The sequence below is a fragment of the Streptomyces tauricus genome, assembly GCF_014650955.1.
In the GTDB taxonomy this organism is placed as follows: Bacteria; Actinomycetota; Actinomycetes; order Streptomycetales; family Streptomycetaceae; genus Streptomyces; species Streptomyces tauricus.
The window spans coordinates 247,858-262,724 of sequence record NZ_BMVY01000002.1; the positions used below are offsets into that span (position 1 = coordinate 247,858).

General features: G+C 71.4%; 16 protein-coding genes. 8 read left to right on the plus strand and 8 right to left on the minus strand.

What is annotated here, in order from left to right:
• The first annotated feature begins 82 nt into the window (after positions 1-82).
• From IE278_RS05735 to IE278_RS42135, 3 genes are all read left to right on the plus strand, one after another.
• Positions 83-580, plus strand: coding sequence for a MarR family winged helix-turn-helix transcriptional regulator (locus IE278_RS05735; protein WP_189769840.1), 498 nt, complete (start codon positions 83-85; stop codon positions 578-580).
• A gap of 217 nt (positions 581-797) precedes the next feature.
• The gene (locus tag IE278_RS42130) at positions 798-1,301 is read left to right on the plus strand and encodes a sigma factor-like helix-turn-helix DNA-binding protein (protein ID WP_246569978.1); all 504 of its coding nucleotides are present in this window, start codon (positions 798-800) and stop codon (positions 1,299-1,301) included.
• On the plus strand, positions 1,298-1,549 hold the full coding sequence (locus IE278_RS42135; protein ID WP_246569981.1) for a hypothetical protein: 252 nt from the start codon (positions 1,298-1,300) through the stop codon (positions 1,547-1,549). The genes IE278_RS42130 and IE278_RS42135 overlap by 4 nt, the downstream gene beginning before the upstream one ends.
• A gap of 10 nt (positions 1,550-1,559) precedes the next feature.
• Here the strand turns inward: IE278_RS42135 and IE278_RS05745 are convergent, their stop codons facing one another.
• Positions 1,560-2,714, minus strand: coding sequence for a cystathionine gamma-synthase (locus tag IE278_RS05745; RefSeq protein WP_189769436.1), 1,155 nt, complete (start codon positions 2,712-2,714; stop codon positions 1,560-1,562).
• A gap of 175 nt (positions 2,715-2,889) precedes the next feature.
• Between IE278_RS05745 and IE278_RS05750 the strand changes: the two genes are divergently transcribed.
• The 3 genes from IE278_RS05750 (at position 2,890) to IE278_RS05760 (ending at position 5,956) form a co-directional block, all read left to right on the plus strand.
• Positions 2,890-4,011 carry a hypothetical protein gene (locus IE278_RS05750; RefSeq protein ID WP_189769438.1) on the plus strand — a complete coding sequence of 374 codons (1,122 nt, stop codon included), beginning with the start codon at positions 2,890-2,892 and terminating at the stop codon, positions 4,009-4,011.
• Between the two features lie 214 nt (positions 4,012-4,225).
• Positions 4,226-4,825 carry a DUF4291 domain-containing protein gene (locus IE278_RS05755; RefSeq protein ID WP_189769440.1) on the plus strand — a complete coding sequence of 200 codons (600 nt, stop codon included), beginning with the start codon at positions 4,226-4,228 and terminating at the stop codon, positions 4,823-4,825.
• Between the two features lie 132 nt (positions 4,826-4,957).
• On the plus strand, positions 4,958-5,956 hold the full coding sequence (locus IE278_RS05760; RefSeq protein ID WP_246569985.1) for a hypothetical protein: 999 nt from the start codon (positions 4,958-4,960) through the stop codon (positions 5,954-5,956).
• Between the two features lie 28 nt (positions 5,957-5,984).
• Here the strand turns inward: IE278_RS05760 and msrA are convergent, their stop codons facing one another.
• From msrA to IE278_RS05775, 3 genes are all read right to left on the minus strand, one after another.
• Positions 5,985-6,497 carry a peptide-methionine (S)-S-oxide reductase MsrA gene (gene msrA / locus IE278_RS05765; protein WP_189769442.1) on the minus strand — a complete coding sequence of 171 codons (513 nt, stop codon included), beginning with the start codon at positions 6,495-6,497 and terminating at the stop codon, positions 5,985-5,987.
• A 300-nt stretch (positions 6,498-6,797) separates the two neighbouring features.
• The gene (locus IE278_RS05770) at positions 6,798-7,352 is read right to left on the minus strand and encodes a DUF3455 domain-containing protein (RefSeq protein WP_189769444.1); all 555 of its coding nucleotides are present in this window, start codon (positions 7,350-7,352) and stop codon (positions 6,798-6,800) included.
• Between the two features lie 302 nt (positions 7,353-7,654).
• Positions 7,655-8,290 (minus strand): NADPH-dependent F420 reductase, encoded by a 636-nt coding sequence (locus IE278_RS05775; protein WP_189769445.1) that lies wholly within the window; start codon positions 8,288-8,290, stop codon positions 7,655-7,657.
• Between the two features lie 108 nt (positions 8,291-8,398).
• On the opposite strand from IE278_RS05775, the gene IE278_RS05780 reads away from it, so the two are divergent.
• Entirely contained in the window at positions 8,399-8,809 is a 411-nt protein-coding gene (locus tag IE278_RS05780) for a winged helix-turn-helix transcriptional regulator (RefSeq protein WP_189769446.1), read from the plus strand.
• A 7-nt stretch (positions 8,810-8,816) separates the two neighbouring features.
• On the opposite strand, the gene IE278_RS05785 is transcribed toward IE278_RS05780, so the two are convergent.
• The 3 genes from IE278_RS05785 to IE278_RS05795 form a co-directional block, all read right to left on the minus strand.
• A complete protein-coding gene (locus IE278_RS05785) occupies positions 8,817-10,955 on the minus strand; it encodes a restriction endonuclease (RefSeq protein WP_189769447.1) in 2,139 nt (712 codons plus the stop codon).
• Between the two features lie 67 nt (positions 10,956-11,022).
• A complete protein-coding gene (locus IE278_RS05790) occupies positions 11,023-11,412 on the minus strand; it encodes a VOC family protein (RefSeq protein WP_189769448.1) in 390 nt (129 codons plus the stop codon).
• 143 nt (positions 11,413-11,555) lie between these two features.
• The gene (locus IE278_RS05795) at positions 11,556-12,596 is read right to left on the minus strand and encodes an NAD(P)-dependent alcohol dehydrogenase (RefSeq protein WP_189769449.1); all 1,041 of its coding nucleotides are present in this window, start codon (positions 12,594-12,596) and stop codon (positions 11,556-11,558) included.
• Positions 12,597-12,779: 183 nt separating this feature from the next.
• Between IE278_RS05795 and IE278_RS05800 the strand changes: the two genes are divergently transcribed.
• Entirely contained in the window at positions 12,780-13,709 is a 930-nt protein-coding gene (locus IE278_RS05800) for a helix-turn-helix transcriptional regulator (protein ID WP_189769451.1), read from the plus strand.
• Between the two features lie 307 nt (positions 13,710-14,016).
• Here the strand turns inward: IE278_RS05800 and IE278_RS05805 are convergent, their stop codons facing one another.
• A complete protein-coding gene (locus IE278_RS05805; protein WP_189769453.1) occupies positions 14,017-14,835 on the minus strand; it encodes a globin domain-containing protein in 819 nt (272 codons plus the stop codon).
• Positions 14,836-14,867 lie beyond the last annotated feature (32 nt).

Consider the following 14,867-nt stretch of genomic DNA (forward strand, 5'->3'; position numbering starts at 1 on the left):
CCCGCCCCCCGTCCGCGTACTCTGTCCCCCAACCCAGCCCCACGCATGAATAGAGCCCCCGGCCATGCCCACAACACCTGAAATGTCGATGGACATGACGACCGTCGGTGACACCGGTCTTCTCGAAACACTGCAGCACGAGGTCGCGGTGTTCGCCCGCCGTGCCGAACAGACCCGGCTCGGCGGAGTCGGGCAGGTCCGCAACTCGATGGATCGCGCCGCGTACCTGCTGCTCAACCGCCTCGACAAGGAAGGCCCGATGGGCGTCAAGGCGCTCGCCGCGAGCATGGGCATCGACTCGTCGACGGTCACCCGGCAGGTGGCCCCGCTGGTCGACACCGGCCTCGTCAAGCGCACCTCCCACCCGGAGGACGGCCGGGCCGTGGTGCTTCAGCTGTCGCCGCGCGGACTCTCCCGCCTGGACGAAGTGCGTTCCTCCAGGCGCCAGTTGATGGCGGAACTGACCCAGGAGTGGTCGTCCGAGGAGCGCGAGGCCTTCTGCACGCTCCTCACCCGCTTCAATGTCGCGCTCTCCACCCGCATGGCCGCGTCGCCGTCAGAGACCCCGGCGACCTCCTGACCGCCCGCACGCCCCCGCCGCCCCACTCGGCGCGCCGGGCCGCGCCGCACCGGGCCGTGTCGAGCCACGACGCCGATCCGGGCGTGCTGTCTCGCACCGTCTCGTGCCGCCCTCTTGACCAGGGGGCCGCGCCTGGCCTCATATGAAGTCGGGTCCCGACGTACGCGGCCGTCCCCGGCGTACGGCTCCAGGGCCCGGTTTCCCACGGGGAGGCGCGGTGCGAGAGCGGCAGGCGTCCCGGAACGCCCGCCGTGCCCGGGAGTTCGAGGCGTTCGTCGCGGGTGCGGCAGGGCGGTTGATGCATGCCGCCACACTGCTCACCGCGGAGCCCCCGGACGACAACCCGCGCGCGCGGCGCCTGCTCACCGCGGCCCTCGCCCACACGTACGCCCTCTGGGACCGCCTGCACGGCGAGGACCCGTACGACCGGACCCGGCAGTATCTGGCGGTGCGCTTCGCGCGCGGGGCCTGGCACCAGTACGGCGGCCTCGGCCGGCCGCGTCCCCGGGGCCGCCCCGACAGCACCCTGCGCCACCTCACCCCTCAGGAGCGGCTGATCCTCGTGCTGCGGATGTACGAGGGCGTCGCCGAGGAGCAGGCCGCCGCGCTGCTGGGGCTGCCCACGGAACGCGTACGGGCGATCTGTGCCCGCGCCATGGCCACGTTGCTGCATCCGCCCCGGGAGGCCGCCCCGCCGATCGCGAAAGTGGTGCCTTCATGAGCCCGGTCAACCGCAGGGAGGCAGAGGTCCGGCGCATCCTGGAGGAACCACAGCCGTCCGTACCGCCGGATCTGTACGCGGAGGCCGTCCGCAGGGGCGGGCGCATGCTGCGCCGCCGGACGGTCGCGCGGCGGCTGATGTGGCTGGTGCTGCTCGCGGCGGTCGTGGCCTTCGTGGTGTGGCTGTCGGTGGCCCAGCCGTGGGTGGAGCCGCCGTCGGAGACGACTCCACCGCTGACCGGCTGGTGAGGCCAGGGGGTTATCCCAGGGCCTGCTTGAGGTCCTCAAGGAGGTCGTCGATGTTCTCGATGCCTACGGAGAGGCGTACGAGGTCGGCGGGGACCTCCAGGAGGGACCCGGCCACGGACGCGTGCGTCATCCGTCCCGGGTGCTCGATCAGGGACTCGACGCCGCCCAGGGACTCGCCCAGGGTGAAGACCTTGGCGCGGTTGCAGACCTCGACGGCCGCCTCCTCGCCGCCCTCGACCTGGAAGGAGACCATGCCGCCGAACGACTTCATCTGCTTGGCGGCGGTCTCGTGGCCGGGGTGCTCGGGGAGGCCGGGGTACAGAACGCGCGTCACGCGCGCGTGCCGGGTGAGCATCTCGGCGACCTTGGTGGCGTTCTCGCTGTGCCGGTCCATCCGGACGGCGAGCGTCTTGATGCCGCGCAGCACCAGCCAGGCGTCCATGGGGCCGGCCACCGCGCCCATCGCGTTCTGGTGGTAGGCCAGCTCCTCGCCGAGCGCCTGGTCGGCGACCACCAGCGCGCCGCCGACGACGTCGGAGTGGCCGCCCATGTACTTGGTCAGCGAGTGCACGACGACGTCCGCGCCGAGCGAGAGCGGCTGCTGGAGGTAGGGGCTGGCGAAGGTGTTGTCGACGACCAGCCTGGCGCCCGCCTCGCGCGCGACGTGGGAGAGCGCGGCGATGTCGGTGATGCCGAGGAGCGGGTTCGAGGGGGTCTCCACCCAGACGATCTTGGTCTTCGGGGTGATGGCGGCCCGTACGGCCGCGGGGTCGCTGGTGTCGGCGACCGACCACTCCACCCCCCACCGCGAGACGACCTTCGCGAAGAGACGGAACGTACCGCCGTACGCGTCATTGGGGATGACCACGTGGTCGCCGGGACTGAGCAGCGTACGCAGCAGGCAGTCCTCGGCCGCCAGTCCGGACGCGAACGCGAGCCCGCGGCGGCCGCCCTCCAGGGCCGCGAGGTTCTCCTCCAGGGCGGTCCTGGTCGGGTTGGCGCTGCGGCTGTACTCGTAGCCGCCGCGCAGTCCGCCGACGCCGTCCTGCTTGTAGGTCGAGACCTGGTAGATCGGCGGGACGACCGCGCCGGTGAGGGGATCGGCGGTGTTGCCCGCGTGGATCGCAACGGTTTCGAAGTGCTGACTGATGTGCCTGTCGCTCATGGGCACCGAGCGTAGTGCGCTCGCGGGCATCGTGACGGCGGACGTCCGCCTCCTGGCCGGAGGCCGTTGTCCGGGGCTGCCGTGGAACTGGTTCCTCCGGCCCTTCGCGGAGGTTTTCCACAGGAGTCGGCGACCTGGTTGGCCAATTGTCGGACCCGTCTGGTTCGCTTGTGGCATGGAAATTCTCTGGGTCCTGATGGCGCTGCTCATGATCGGGTTCGCCGTCGGGCCGATCATGATGCGTAGGCGTGCCGGTGGTATCCAGCAGGTCGCCCCCGGCGACCCGGACGCCGCCGACCCGGCGAACTACGGCTTCCTGCGGCAGGAGGAGCTGGACATCCGCATGCCCGGCCCCGACCAGGACCTGCTGGAGGTCCTCGACCTGGTGCAGCGCAGTCAGGACTACCGCGCCGCGTCACAGCTCCTCGCGGGTACGGAGGCGGAGGGCGAGCGGCGCTGGCAGCGCGTCCAGGCCTTCGCGGGGGCCGCGTCGCTGGAACTGCAGCAGCGCCCCGGCGGGGTGAGCGACACCCCGGGCGGGCAGTGGCTGCGGGTGTGGCGGACCGAGCAGCCCAAGGACGCGGGCGGCGCGGCCGTGCACGCGGAGTTCCTGGTGCAGCAGGCGTGGCGTACGTCGACGCCGGGGACGGACGAGTTCCGGATCATCATGGAGGAGGCGCGGGCGGCCTGCGGTGACGCGGCGCTGCTGGCTCCGGGCGACCCGATCCCGTACATCATCGAGCTGTCCGTGGCCCGCGGGCTCGCCTACTCGCAGCCGGAGTTCGAGAAGCTCTGGCTGAAGATCCTGGACCGGGCTCCCGCGCACATGGGGGCGCATCTGGCGGCGCTGCACTACTGGTGCGAGAAGTGGCACGGCTCGCGGGAGACGGCGTACTCGTTCGCGGAGGCGGCCGCGGCGCGCGCTCCCCGGGGTTCCCTGCTCGCCGCCATGCCGCTCTTCGCGGTCTTCGAGCACCTTCCCGAGGTGAACCTCGTCAGCGGCTTCTACCAGAGCGAGGTCGTGACCAAGGCGGTCCACGGCGCGCTCTTCGCGGTCCACGCGGCCCGCCCGGACGACCCGATGCTCGCCCACGTCCGCCACCTGCTGGTCTTCTTCCTGGTACGCGGCGAACGCTGGTCGGAGTCGATGAACCAGCTGGTACACGTCGACGGCCACGTGGGCGCCCTGCCGTGGACCCTGACCCCGGACCCGGCGGCGGACTACGCGGTGTACCGAGCACTGTCGGTGGCGGGCTACGAGGCGAACGGCGGAAGCCCGGCTTCGCTGCCGCACTGAGCGCGAAGCACGGCACGGGACGCGCGGCGCGGGACGCGGGAGGGTGCGGGGCCTGGCGGCCGGGGGGCCGGTCCTCCGGGACGCCCCGCCGATGCCTCGTGACGCGCGGGGGGGGCAGGCTGGGGTGACCCGCCGGGACGAACCGGGGGACGTCCCGGCCCGACGGGCGAAAATCAGTAGCAGTCCCGAGTCCGTCGAGCCCACTCTGTACGGCATGGAAGAACCGCACCGCCGGATCCGTGCGGTCCACACCGAGTCCACGATCACCGTCTACCAGGCGTACGCCCCCGGCATCGGCTTGCCCGCGGTCCGCGACGGCCGCTTTCCCGCTGCCTGGAAGCGCGACCGCATGACGTGGATCAAGCCGTCCTTCCTGTGGATGATGTACCGGTGCGGTTGGGGTACGAAGGCGGGGCAGGAGACCGTTCTCGCCGTCGAGGTCACCCGCGACGGGTTCGAGTGGGCGCTGCGCCACGCGTGTCTGTCGAGCTATGTACGCGGGGTGCACCCCGATCGCGTCACCTGGCAGCGTCAACTCAAGCGGGCGCCCGCGCGTATCCAGTGGGACCCCGAACGGGATCTACGGCTGAACCCCTTGCCGTACCGCTCCTTGCAGCTCGGTCTCTCCGGGGAGGCCGTACGCCGCTACGCCGACGAGTGGACGGTCGCCATCCGTGACGTGACTCCGCTCGCCCGGAAGATCCACGCGCTCGTCAGCGGCGGAGACCTCGACGCGGCGACCCGGCTGCTGCCCCAGGAGCGCCCCTACCCCTACTCCGCCGCACCGGAACTGCCGTCCGAACCGAGCCCGTAACCGGGCAGGACAGCCCAACGCGGCACCGGAGGCCACCAAGGTCATGCTCTTCAAGGGTGCTCGGGAACCCCGTGTGTTCGTTCGGCGTCTTGGGTGCCGTCGTCTTTGTCGCGTACGGAGGTCGGTCGGTTCATGGGGTACGACGGGGATCAGCAGGCCGGCGGTGGTATGGGGGACGCGTTCGGTGTCGGTGGCCGGCATCGACGGGCGCTGTACGGTTTCACCCTTCGCGTGTCCGCCGTGACGGCCTTGCTCGGTCTCGCGATCCTGGCCTGCGGGTTCGCGGCGGCCTGGGACACCTTCGAGGGTGTCCGGGACTACGCGGACGCCAACATCGCCAACGAGGACTCCTACTCGGCCTACGCCGAGAACGCCCGGCCCGAGCTGGTGAAGGTCGGCCTCATGATGCTGCCGCCGATCCTCGTCCTGGCGCTCCTCGTCGTGTCCGTGCTGCACGCCGCGTACGCCGTCGGCGACTCCCGTGCCGGGCGTGATGGCGGGGCGCTGACCGTCGGCGACCTGTGGCGGCACATCCGCCCGCGCCTGCGCGCCGCCGTCGCGGTCAACGCGCTGACCGGGCTGGCCGTCGGCGCCGTGGGGATGGCCGGGCTGGTGCTGTGGGCCCTCGTCGAAGGCGGCGAAGTACCCGGTGTCGAGCCCACACCCCTGCACGGGACCGCGAGCCCGCAGTACACGCTCGTGGGCTGGGTGCTCCCGATCGCCGTGGGATGCCTGGGCCTCCTGCTGTACTTCCGCCTCGCCACGGCCACCGCCGAGACGGTGCTGGAGCGCCGGTCCCCGTTCGCGGCGCTGTCCCGCTCCTGGGTACTGACCCGCCGCGCGCGCCTGCGCACCCTCGGTCTGGGCACGCTGGTCACGGCCGCCGCCGTACTCGTCTTCCGGCTGGCCCTGTACGCGGCGGCGCCCCTCGTCCACTTCGCCGGACTCGGCATGCTGTGGCTCAGCGACGACAACGTGTGGATCACCGGCGTGCTGGTGATGGTCCTGCCCTCGGTCGTCGCCCTTCTCCTGCTGCCCCCCGCGGTCATGCCGCTGGTGTGCGCGGTGTTCGCCCGTCTCCACGGGGACCTGCGCGGTCGCGAGGAGGCCCGTCGGCCACAGGTGGTGTGACCGGCGGGCCGCCGACCGCGACTGAGGGTCAGCTCTCCGCGCGGGCGGGCAGCCGCCATCCCGGGCGCGGGAAGTGGCAGGTGTAGCCGTCCGGGTAACGCAGCAGGTAGTCCTGGTGCTCGGGCTCGGCCTCCCAGAACGGGCCGACCGGCTCCACCTCGGTGACGACCTCGCCCGGCCACAGCCCGGAGGCGTTCACGTCCGCGATCGTGTCCTCGGCGATCCGCTTCTGCTCGTCGTCCACGTAGTAGATCGCCGAGCGGTAGCTGAGGCCGAGGTCGTTGCCCTGGCGGTTCTTGGTGCTCGGGTCGTGGATCTGGAAGAAGAACTCCAGGATCGTACGGAAATCGGTCGCTGCGGGGTCGAAGAGGATCTCGATGGCCTCCGCGTGCGTGCCGTGGTTGCGGTACGTCGCGTTCGGCACGTCGCCCCCGGTGTATCCGACCCGGGTCGCCGTCACGCCGGGGAGTCGGCGGATCAGGTCCTCCATCCCCCAGAAGCATCCGCCCGCCAGCACGGCCCTCTGTGTCTGCGCAGCCATTGCGGCCCCTCCAAATTTCAGTCAGCTCGGTCACTCGGGCCGCTCGGCTCGCTCACCACCGGCATCCATGCCCACACCCCCTCAACGCACGAGGGTTCCGGGCGATTCCGTGCCCGTCGGTTCCGCGCGCGTCGGTCCGACCGGCCCCGCGGCCGACGAGCGCCCTCAGCCCTCCTGTGCGGGAGGTCAACGCGGGGCAGGGGCCCCTCGATGCCGTCCGAGAGACCCCTGCCCTTGTTCTGCCGCGGTGCTCTGCTGCTCTGCTGCTCTGCAGGTGTCAGCGCGTCACACGACGGGCTTTCACGCGGTGGGCTTGTAGAAGGTGTAGACGGCGGAGTAGGGGACGCTTACCTGGTCGGTGCCGGTGCAGGCGGTGGTGGGGGCCACTCCGCCTTCGGTGGCGAGGCGCTGGATGTAGGAGACGTCGGCGAAGACGCCGGCGCCCCGGGTGGCGGTGGACTTGAGCAGCAGCTCGGGGATCGTGCCGGTCCTGGGCGAGGTGGCGACGGCGGCGGCGTTCACGGCGCTGCCGTCCACCGTGGACACCCAGACGGGTCCGCGGGAGTGGAGGGCGACCGGGCGGTGGTGGCGGTCGCCCTTCACGGAGAGGGTGGCGGCGGGCTCCAGCAGCTTCCAGGCACCGTCGGTGCAGGTGTACGTCTGGACGCCTGTGGCGGCGAAGACACCGGTGAGCCGGTTGCCGTCCGGGACCTTCAGCGCGTCGGGAACGTCGACGCCGCCCCGTACGGGCTGCGAGACGGCGGCGGCCTGGTCGGCCGACGCGCCGGAGAGCGTGCCGGCGGTCACGGCGGCGAGTGCCGCGGCGGTAAGGGCAAGACGCTTGGCGAACTTCATGGGATGGGTCTCCAGAACGATTCCGAGCGAGGTAACGGGGGGGGGAGGTCACAGGACGAGGTCACGGGCACGGACGCGGACACCGTTCCGCCGTGCGGGAACCATCGCCGGGACGAGGAGTATCACCGGCCGGTTCCGCCTGGCGAGGGCCCGGGGGGCATACGGCCGGTCACGCGAGGACAGTCCCGGGGACACCCCGCATGCCCCGCCACCTCCGCAAGAGACCGCCCTCACCTCCGCAAGCGACCGCCCTCGACTCCGCAAGAGGCCGCCGTCCCCCCTCAAGAGACCGCCGTCGCCCCTCAAGAGACCCTGGGAATCGCCGAGTTGGGGTCGACGCCCGCGAACGCGAGACCGATGACGAAGCCCGCGATCTCCTCCAGCTGGCGGACCCGGTCCAGGGACCCCAGCGTCGCCGGCGCTCCGCCGACGTCACGCACCAGTTCGCCGACGATCCGCAGGGCCGCGGGATCGTCACCGCACATCACCACGGTCGCCCGGGGCCGGCCGTCGTCGGCGGGACCCGTCCACAGCCCGGCGGGGAAGAGGTGGAACGCCTTCACCACGTGCGCGCCCGGTGCGAGCCCGGCGATCCGCAGCGCCATCGACTCGCCGCGCTCGGTGAGCAGATCGCCGACACCGTGCGCGACGGCGTTCGTGGGGTCGATCAGCGGCGTGCCCGCGAGGGCACCGTCGGCCGCGCCCGCCAGTCCCAGCATCTCCCCGACGCCGTCCCACGACACGGCGAGCAGCACCGCGTCGCGGCCCGCGACCGCCTCCCGTGGCGGGACGGCGTACGCGCCCCGCCCCAGCCGCTCGGCGAGCTTCGCCGCCCTGTCCCGCGACCGTCCGCCGATCCGGACCTCGTGGCCCGCGCGGATCCAGCCCTCACCCAGGGCCGCCGCCAGTGTTCCCGTTCCCAGAATCCCGATACGCATCGTCGCCGCCTCTCGAAACCGCAATCAGCCGTGGTCGGTCGAGCAACCACGCTAAGGAACGCGTCACGCACCGATCGGTGCGTGATGACGCGCGATGATGGCGGTGAGATGACTGACGACGACGCGCACTGCTACGAGCTGGTCGCCGACTGCCGGCTGCGGGCCGCCGCCGAGCTGTTCGCCCACACCTGGGATCCCGTCGTACTGGCGGCTCTTCGCGCGGGACCGCGCCGGCGGCGCGATCTGCGGGCCGCGATCGGCGGCATCAGCGACAAGGTGCTGACCGACGCGGTGCGCCGCCTGCTCGCCAACGGCCTGGTGGACCGCGAGGCCCGGGCCGAGGCGCCGCCGCGCGTCGAGTACGCCCTGACCCCGCTCGGGCGCAGCCTGGTCGAGGGCCCCATGGCGGCGCTCGGCCGCTGGGTGACCGAGCACGGCGACGAACTCCTCGAAGCGCAGGAGGCCCAGGAGGCCCGGGCGGTCCAGCAGAGCCACCAGGTCCGGGCCCGGGCGCGGTAACGGGGGGCTACTCCACCTCTATGCCGTGGTCCTGGACGAGTTCCATCAGGCCGCCGGTGTAGCCCTTGCCGCCGAGGACGAAGTCCCAGTCGCCGCCCGCCCGTCGGCGGAAGGAGCCGAGCACCAGCGCGGTCTCGCGCGCCCGCCCGTCGGAGACCTCCAGCTGCCCCAGTTCGGACATCTCCGGGTCGAGCAGCCGGATCCGGGCGTCGGTGAACCCGGACAGGTCGGCGTCCGGGTTGACCTCCGGGTCGATCGCGGCCACGAGGACGAACCGGTCCGCCCCCTCCGGCAGCCCGTCGAAGGACACGCAGAGCGCGGCCTTGTCGGGCCCGCTGGCGGGCAGGGTGCGCACCGAACCGTCGGGGGTGCGCGGGTTGTTGTAGAAGACGAAGTGATCGTCGCTGAGGACGCGGTTGCCGGCGCAGACGAGCGCGCACACGTCGAGGGCGACGTTTCCGGTCCACGACATGCCCAGCACGTTGTAGTCGTCGGGCAGCCGGCTGCCGCTCTCCGGCGCCACCGACCCCGCGGGCCCCCCTGCCCGTGCGGACCCCGCAGCCCCCGCGGTCCTCGCACCCCTTGCGGACCGCGCGCCACCGTCCGCCCGGTCTCCCTCCCCCTCACCCTCACCCAACCGCCCCCGCAGCCCGTGCCGGTGCAGCAGATCGACGAGCTGGGGGCCCGAGACGAGTTCCAGCGGTTTGCCGTTGGCGAAGGTGTGCGAGCCGGGCCCGAAGCGCGAAGTCGTCACCAGGACGCCCTTGTTGGCCCCGGCGTCCTGCACGGTCCCGTACAGGTCGCGTACGGCGGTGGGCGGAACGGTGTTGCGGTACCGCTTGACCTGTACGACGATCTTGCCGCCCCGGATCGGTGCCGGGTCGAGCGCGTCCACGTCGACGCCGCCGTCGCCGGAGCGCTGGGTCGTCACCGCCTGCATCCCCATGGCCCGGAAGAGTTCGGCGACGAGGTTCTCGAAGGCGATCGGATCCATGGTGTACAGGTCGGGTTCCTCGTCGCCGCCGTGGGCGACGACCCGGTTCCCGACGTCCTGCGGGCGCCGGCCGGTCCGTACCGGTACGAGCTGGTCCGGCCGGGCCGAGAGCTGCCCTCGCAGCGCGTCGGACAGGCAACTGCCCGCCTCCACCTGTGCCAGGTGCAGATCGCGGAACGACGAGCGGGAGGCCATGACGGTCGCGAGGAAGATCTGGCCCGGCCGGCCCGTCGTCGGGTCGTGTCCGTCCACGAACCCGTTCAGCGTCACCGATTCGAGGGCGCCCAGCTCGTCCGCGGCGAAGAGTTCGTGCAGGACGAGCAGCATGCACTGCGCGAGGACGTCCCGGTACAGCGCCCGCCGCTGGCTCACGGGCCGTGCGGTCTCCTTGTCCTGGTCGGTCCCGGCCACGTACCGGACGGACTTGACCTCGGGGACGATGCCGAAGCCGGGCAGCTCCCAGTCCAGCACGAGTTCACGGGCCGCCGGGTCGTACGCTGCCGCGACTTGGCGGGGCAGGTCCTGCGGCCACGCCTGCGAGGCGTAGAGAGCGGCGGAGAAGTACTCGATCACCGCGTCGGGGTCCAGGCGCCGCACGCCCTCGGTCACCTCGGCGACGCCCGCGTTGTGGCGGCGCACCTCGGCCAGCTGGGCGTCGGCCCACTGCTGGTACTGCCGCTGGTAGGCGGCCAGTTGCTGCTGCCGGTGCGCCTCCGCGGCCTGGGCGGCGTGCCAGTCGTGCTCGAAGCGCGCCCGGGCCTCGGTCTGCGCCTGGGCCCGGCGGTTCGCGGTCCAGCCGCTCTGCACCTGGTACTGGGCGGCGTCCGGCATGCGCACCGGCTGGGCCAACGGCCCCGGGGCGAAGGGCTGGACCTCCTCGGGCCGCAGGAGCGAGGACGCCCTGAAGGCGGGGGTTCGGCAGCCCGCGGCGAGGAGGCCCTGCAAGGACGCGACCTGTGCGTCCAGTTCGTCCGTACGGCGTTGGGCCTCGGCCTGTCGGTACTGGCGGTGGCTCTGGGCCGCCCGCCGCTGGTAGGCGAGGGTCTGCTGCTCCGCTCGCCTCCGCTGCCTGGCTTCGGCTTCCAGCTGGCGCTGCTGCTGCCGTTGCACTTCGGCCCACACGCCGACCAAACCAGTAGAGCGACGAGACATGCGCTGCAGGCCCTCCCCAGGACAATGGCAGCCGAAAAGCACATAGTAGGCGTGCCGACGGCCTCGCCTACCCGCGCGTCCCGCTTCCGTAGGGCCGGGTGAGGATCTCCAGACTGTGGCCGTTCGGGTCCTCGAAGTACGTGCCGCGACCGCCGTCGTTGGTGTTGATCTCGCTGACGCGGCGGTGGTACGGGTCCGCCCAGTAGGTGAGGCCGGCGTCCTGGACGCGGGCGAAGATCGTGTCGAAGTCGTCCTCCGAGACCAGGAACGCGTAGTGCTGGGGCGGGATGGACCCGATGGCGTCCATGTAGTCGAGGGTCACCCCGTTCGGGATCTGCACCGGGATGAAGGGGCCGTACGCGGGGCCCACCTCCAGGCCCAGGATGTCGGCGAGGAAGCGGGCCGACGTCTTCTTGTCATGGGCGGCGACGATCGTGTGGTTCAGCTCGACGGTCATCGTGCGGACCTCCTCGGCTCGTCAGCGGCACCTTCCCTGTCCCTGCACACGCTAGGCGCCCACCCGCCGACGCGGCACCCCCCGCAACCGGCACACCGATGCCCCCACCGGATATCCGGTGGGGGCTCGCTGAGGCCTCTCGGCTAGATCGTCGCGGCGTCGATCACGAAGCGGTACCGCACATCACTGGCCAGCACCCGCTCGTACGCCTCGTTGATCTCAGCGGCGCTGATCAGTTCGATCTCCGCCCCGAACCCGTGCTCGGCACAGAAGTCCAGCATCTCCTGGGTCTCCTGGATGCCACCGATACCCGAGCCGGCGAGGGTCTTGCGCCCGCCGATCACGGAGAACAGGTTCAGGGAAACGGGCTCCTCGGGCGCGCCCACGTTCACGAACGCGCCGTCCGACCGCAGCAGGGACAGGAACTTGTCCAGGTCCAGCGGAGCGGAAACGGTCGAGAGGATCAGGTCGAACGAGCCGCGCAGTTCCTCGAAGGTCTTCGGGTCACTGGTCGCGTAGTAGTGGTCGGCGCCCAGCTTCAGCCCGTCGTCCTTCTTGCGGAGCGACTGCGAGAGCACGGTCACCTCCGCACCGAGCGCGTGCGCGATCTTGACACCCATGTGTCCGAGACCGCCCATGCCGAGGATCGCGACCTTCTTGCCGGGACCGGCGTTCCAGTGCTTGAGCGGGGAGTACGTGGTGATGCCGGCGCACAGCAGCGGCGCGGCCTCGTCGAGGGCCAGGCCCTCGGGGATACCGACGGTGAAGGCCTCGTCGACCACGATGTGGGTCGAGTAGCCGCCGTAGGTGACCTCGCCGCTCTTGTCGACGGCGTTGTACGTGCCGATGTTGCCCTGGGTGCAGTACTGCTCGAGGCCCGCCTTGCAGTTCTCGCACTCGCGGCAGGAGTCGACCATGCAGCCGACGCCCACGCGGTCGCCGACGGCGAACTTGGTGACACCGGAGCCGACCTCGGTGACGATGCCGGCGATCTCGTGGCCGGGGACCATCGGGAAGATGGCCTCGCCCCAGCCCTCACGGGCCTGGTGGATGTCGGAGTGACAGATACCGGCGAACTTGATCTCGATCAGGACGTCCTGCTCGCCGACCGGGCGACGCTCAATGGTGGTGCGCTCCAGCGGAGCCTTGGCGGCGGGTGCGGCGTATGCGGCGACAGTGGTCATGCGGAGGGTTCTCCTAAGGAGGGGATCTGCGCCCGGCCTGCCTTCCGGCCGGGTACGGCGTCCAGCCTGCTCCGTATGCCGACCTTCACCCAGACCACGGTGTTTCGTACGTCCACCGGTCCTACTACTGGCGGGGGTATGTTCATATGCGTACGACCGTGTAGCGCCGTGAATACTGGACGTATGGACGAACAGCCCTCTCAGGAGCCCACCGGCCGGAGCGGACAGGAACCGGGACGGCGGCTGGACCGGCGTGCCGAACTCAGCGAGTTCCTGCGCACCCGCCGGGCCCGGCTGAAGCCGGAGGACGTGGGGCTGCCGGACTTCGGGCGGCACCGCCGGGTACCGGGGCTGCGCCGCGAGGAGCTGGCGCAGCTGGCCGGGGTGTCCGTGGCGTACTACACCCGCCTTGAGCAGGGCAACGGACGGAACGTGTCGGCGGAGGTGCTCGACGCGATCGCCCGCGCGCTGCGGCTGAGCGGCGCGGAGCACGCGCATCTGACGCATCTGGCGAAGCCCAAGCAGCACAAGAAGAAGGTGTCGGCCCGGCCGCAGCAGGTGCGGGTGGCGATGCGGCAGCTGATCGACACGTTCGACAGCGTGCCCGCGTACGTCGTGGGGCGGCGCTCGGACATCCTCGTGTGGAACCGGATGTCCGCGGCGGTCTTCGGGGACTGGTCCCGGATGCCGGCGCAGGAGCGGAACTGGGCGCGGATGGTGTTTCTGCGGCCCGAGTACCGCGAGCTGTTCGTGGAGTGGGAGCAGAAGGCGTCCGACATGGTGAGTTTCCTGCGGATGGACGCGGGCTGCCATCCGGACGATCCGCGGCTGTCGGCGCTGGTGGGGGAGCTGTCCGTGAAGAGCGAGGAGTTCCGGCGGTTGTGGGCGACGCATGACGTCAAGGAGAAGAGTCACGGGGTGAAGCGGCTGCATCACCCGCTGGTGGGTGAGCTGACGCTGTCGTTCGAGACGTTCAAGCTCGTGGACGACGAGGAACTCTCGATGATCACGTACCACGCGGAGCCGGGCTCCCCCTCGGCGGAGGCCCTGCGCCTGCTGGCCAGCTGGGGCACGGACGCGATCCAGGCGGGTACCTCAGCCCCGAGACCCTAGTTTCGCCCCCGCCGCCCCTACCCGTTCCCGTCACATCACTCAGGGACTCCGCCCCCGAACCCCCACTCCTCAAACGCCGGAGGGGCTGAGATACCCGACGGCGAGGCTGCAAGATCCGGCGGCGGCCGGCCCGAAAACTGGGGCGAAGCCCCGTTTTCAGGGGCGCGGGGAACTGCGCACCCACCGCCCGACCGGACGCGCCCCCGCAACCGAACCCCCGGACAAAGCCGGGGCGCAGCCCCGCTTTTCAGGGGCGCGGGGAACTACGCGGCCAGCACCCACCGCCCGCAGCCGAAAGCGACTCCCCCTAAGCCCGTCCGGCGTCTGAGGACGAGGACGAGGACGAGGACGAGGACGGCACCTGGTACGGCGGAGCCGAGCCCCACGTCCAGCGCGGGACCGCCTGCTCCGCAGGAGCCACCGCGTCCGGCCCGGAGAAGTACACGGCAAGCCGCGTCCCCCACTCCGCGTACGCCACGAACGCAGACCGGAACTCCGCATCCGTAGGCAGCCCCGCCTCGTCCGCCGCATCCTGCACCAGATTGACCCACCGCCGCCGCTGCGTCTCGGTGATGCCCTTCCCGAGGTGCTTGGCGACCATGTGCCCGTGCCCGCCCTGTGTCTCGGAGCACACGGGCGGCCCCCCGAAGACCTCGCCGAACCAGGACGCCACATGCTCAGCGTGCTCGGCGGCGAGCCCCTCGAACACGGGGGCCAGGACGTCGTCCTTGAGGACCTTGTCGTAGAAGACCTCGGTGAGGCGGGTGAAGGCCTCGGCGCCCCCGGCCCAGGCGTACAGCGTGGGTACGGCCGCCCCCGTGCCCCGTACGGTCGTCGGCTTGTAGTGGCGGGTCTCCTCGACGAAGGGCGTGAAGGAGCCGATCTCGGCGACGAAGTCGGTGAACAGCTCGGACTCGCGGAAGCCCTCGACGGCGTCCTCGGTGGACGTCCAGGTGATCCGGAGCACGTAGTGCTGGAAGTCCTCCTCGCTGCGGGCCAGCTCGTAGTCGACGCACTGCGGAGCCGCCGCGAGGTGGGCTGCGGCGCGGGAGTAGGCGGCGAGGAACAGCGCCGACTGCTCCTCGGGGATGAGGTACCGGATGTATTCAACGGTGTGCGCGGTCATACCCCCCGCATACCCGAACGGCCCGCCGGCAG

Coding starts and splice junctions, on each gene's coding strand:
- IE278_RS05770 (WP_189769444.1), bottom strand. CDS start 7,352: ATGAAGTTCGCCAAGCGTCTTGCCCTTACCGCCGCGGCACTCGCCGCC.
- IE278_RS05755 (WP_189769440.1), top strand. CDS start 4,226: ATGGAAGAACCGCACCGCCGGATCCGTGCGGTCCACACCGAGTCCACG.
- IE278_RS05795 (WP_189769449.1), bottom strand. CDS start 12,596: ATGACCACTGTCGCCGCATACGCCGCACCCGCCGCCAAGGCTCCGCTG.
- IE278_RS05780 (WP_189769446.1), top strand. CDS start 8,399: ATGACTGACGACGACGCGCACTGCTACGAGCTGGTCGCCGACTGCCGG.
- IE278_RS05735 (WP_189769840.1), top strand. CDS start 83: ATGTCGATGGACATGACGACCGTCGGTGACACCGGTCTTCTCGAAACA.
- IE278_RS05805 (WP_189769453.1), bottom strand. CDS start 14,835: ATGACCGCGCACACCGTTGAATACATCCGGTACCTCATCCCCGAGGAG.
- IE278_RS42135 (WP_246569981.1), top strand. CDS start 1,298: ATGAGCCCGGTCAACCGCAGGGAGGCAGAGGTCCGGCGCATCCTGGAG.
- IE278_RS05775 (WP_189769445.1), bottom strand. CDS start 8,290: ATGCGTATCGGGATTCTGGGAACGGGAACACTGGCGGCGGCCCTGGGT.
- IE278_RS05745 (WP_189769436.1), bottom strand. CDS start 2,714: ATGAGCGACAGGCACATCAGTCAGCACTTCGAAACCGTTGCGATCCAC.
- msrA (WP_189769442.1), bottom strand. CDS start 6,497: ATGGCTGCGCAGACACAGAGGGCCGTGCTGGCGGGCGGATGCTTCTGG.
- IE278_RS05800 (WP_189769451.1), top strand. CDS start 12,780: ATGGACGAACAGCCCTCTCAGGAGCCCACCGGCCGGAGCGGACAGGAA.
- IE278_RS05750 (WP_189769438.1), top strand. CDS start 2,890: ATGGAAATTCTCTGGGTCCTGATGGCGCTGCTCATGATCGGGTTCGCC.
- IE278_RS05790 (WP_189769448.1), bottom strand. CDS start 11,412: ATGACCGTCGAGCTGAACCACACGATCGTCGCCGCCCATGACAAGAAG.
- IE278_RS05760 (WP_246569985.1), top strand. CDS start 4,958: ATGGGGTACGACGGGGATCAGCAGGCCGGCGGTGGTATGGGGGACGCG.
- IE278_RS05785 (WP_189769447.1), bottom strand. CDS start 10,955: ATGTCTCGTCGCTCTACTGGTTTGGTCGGCGTGTGGGCCGAAGTGCAA.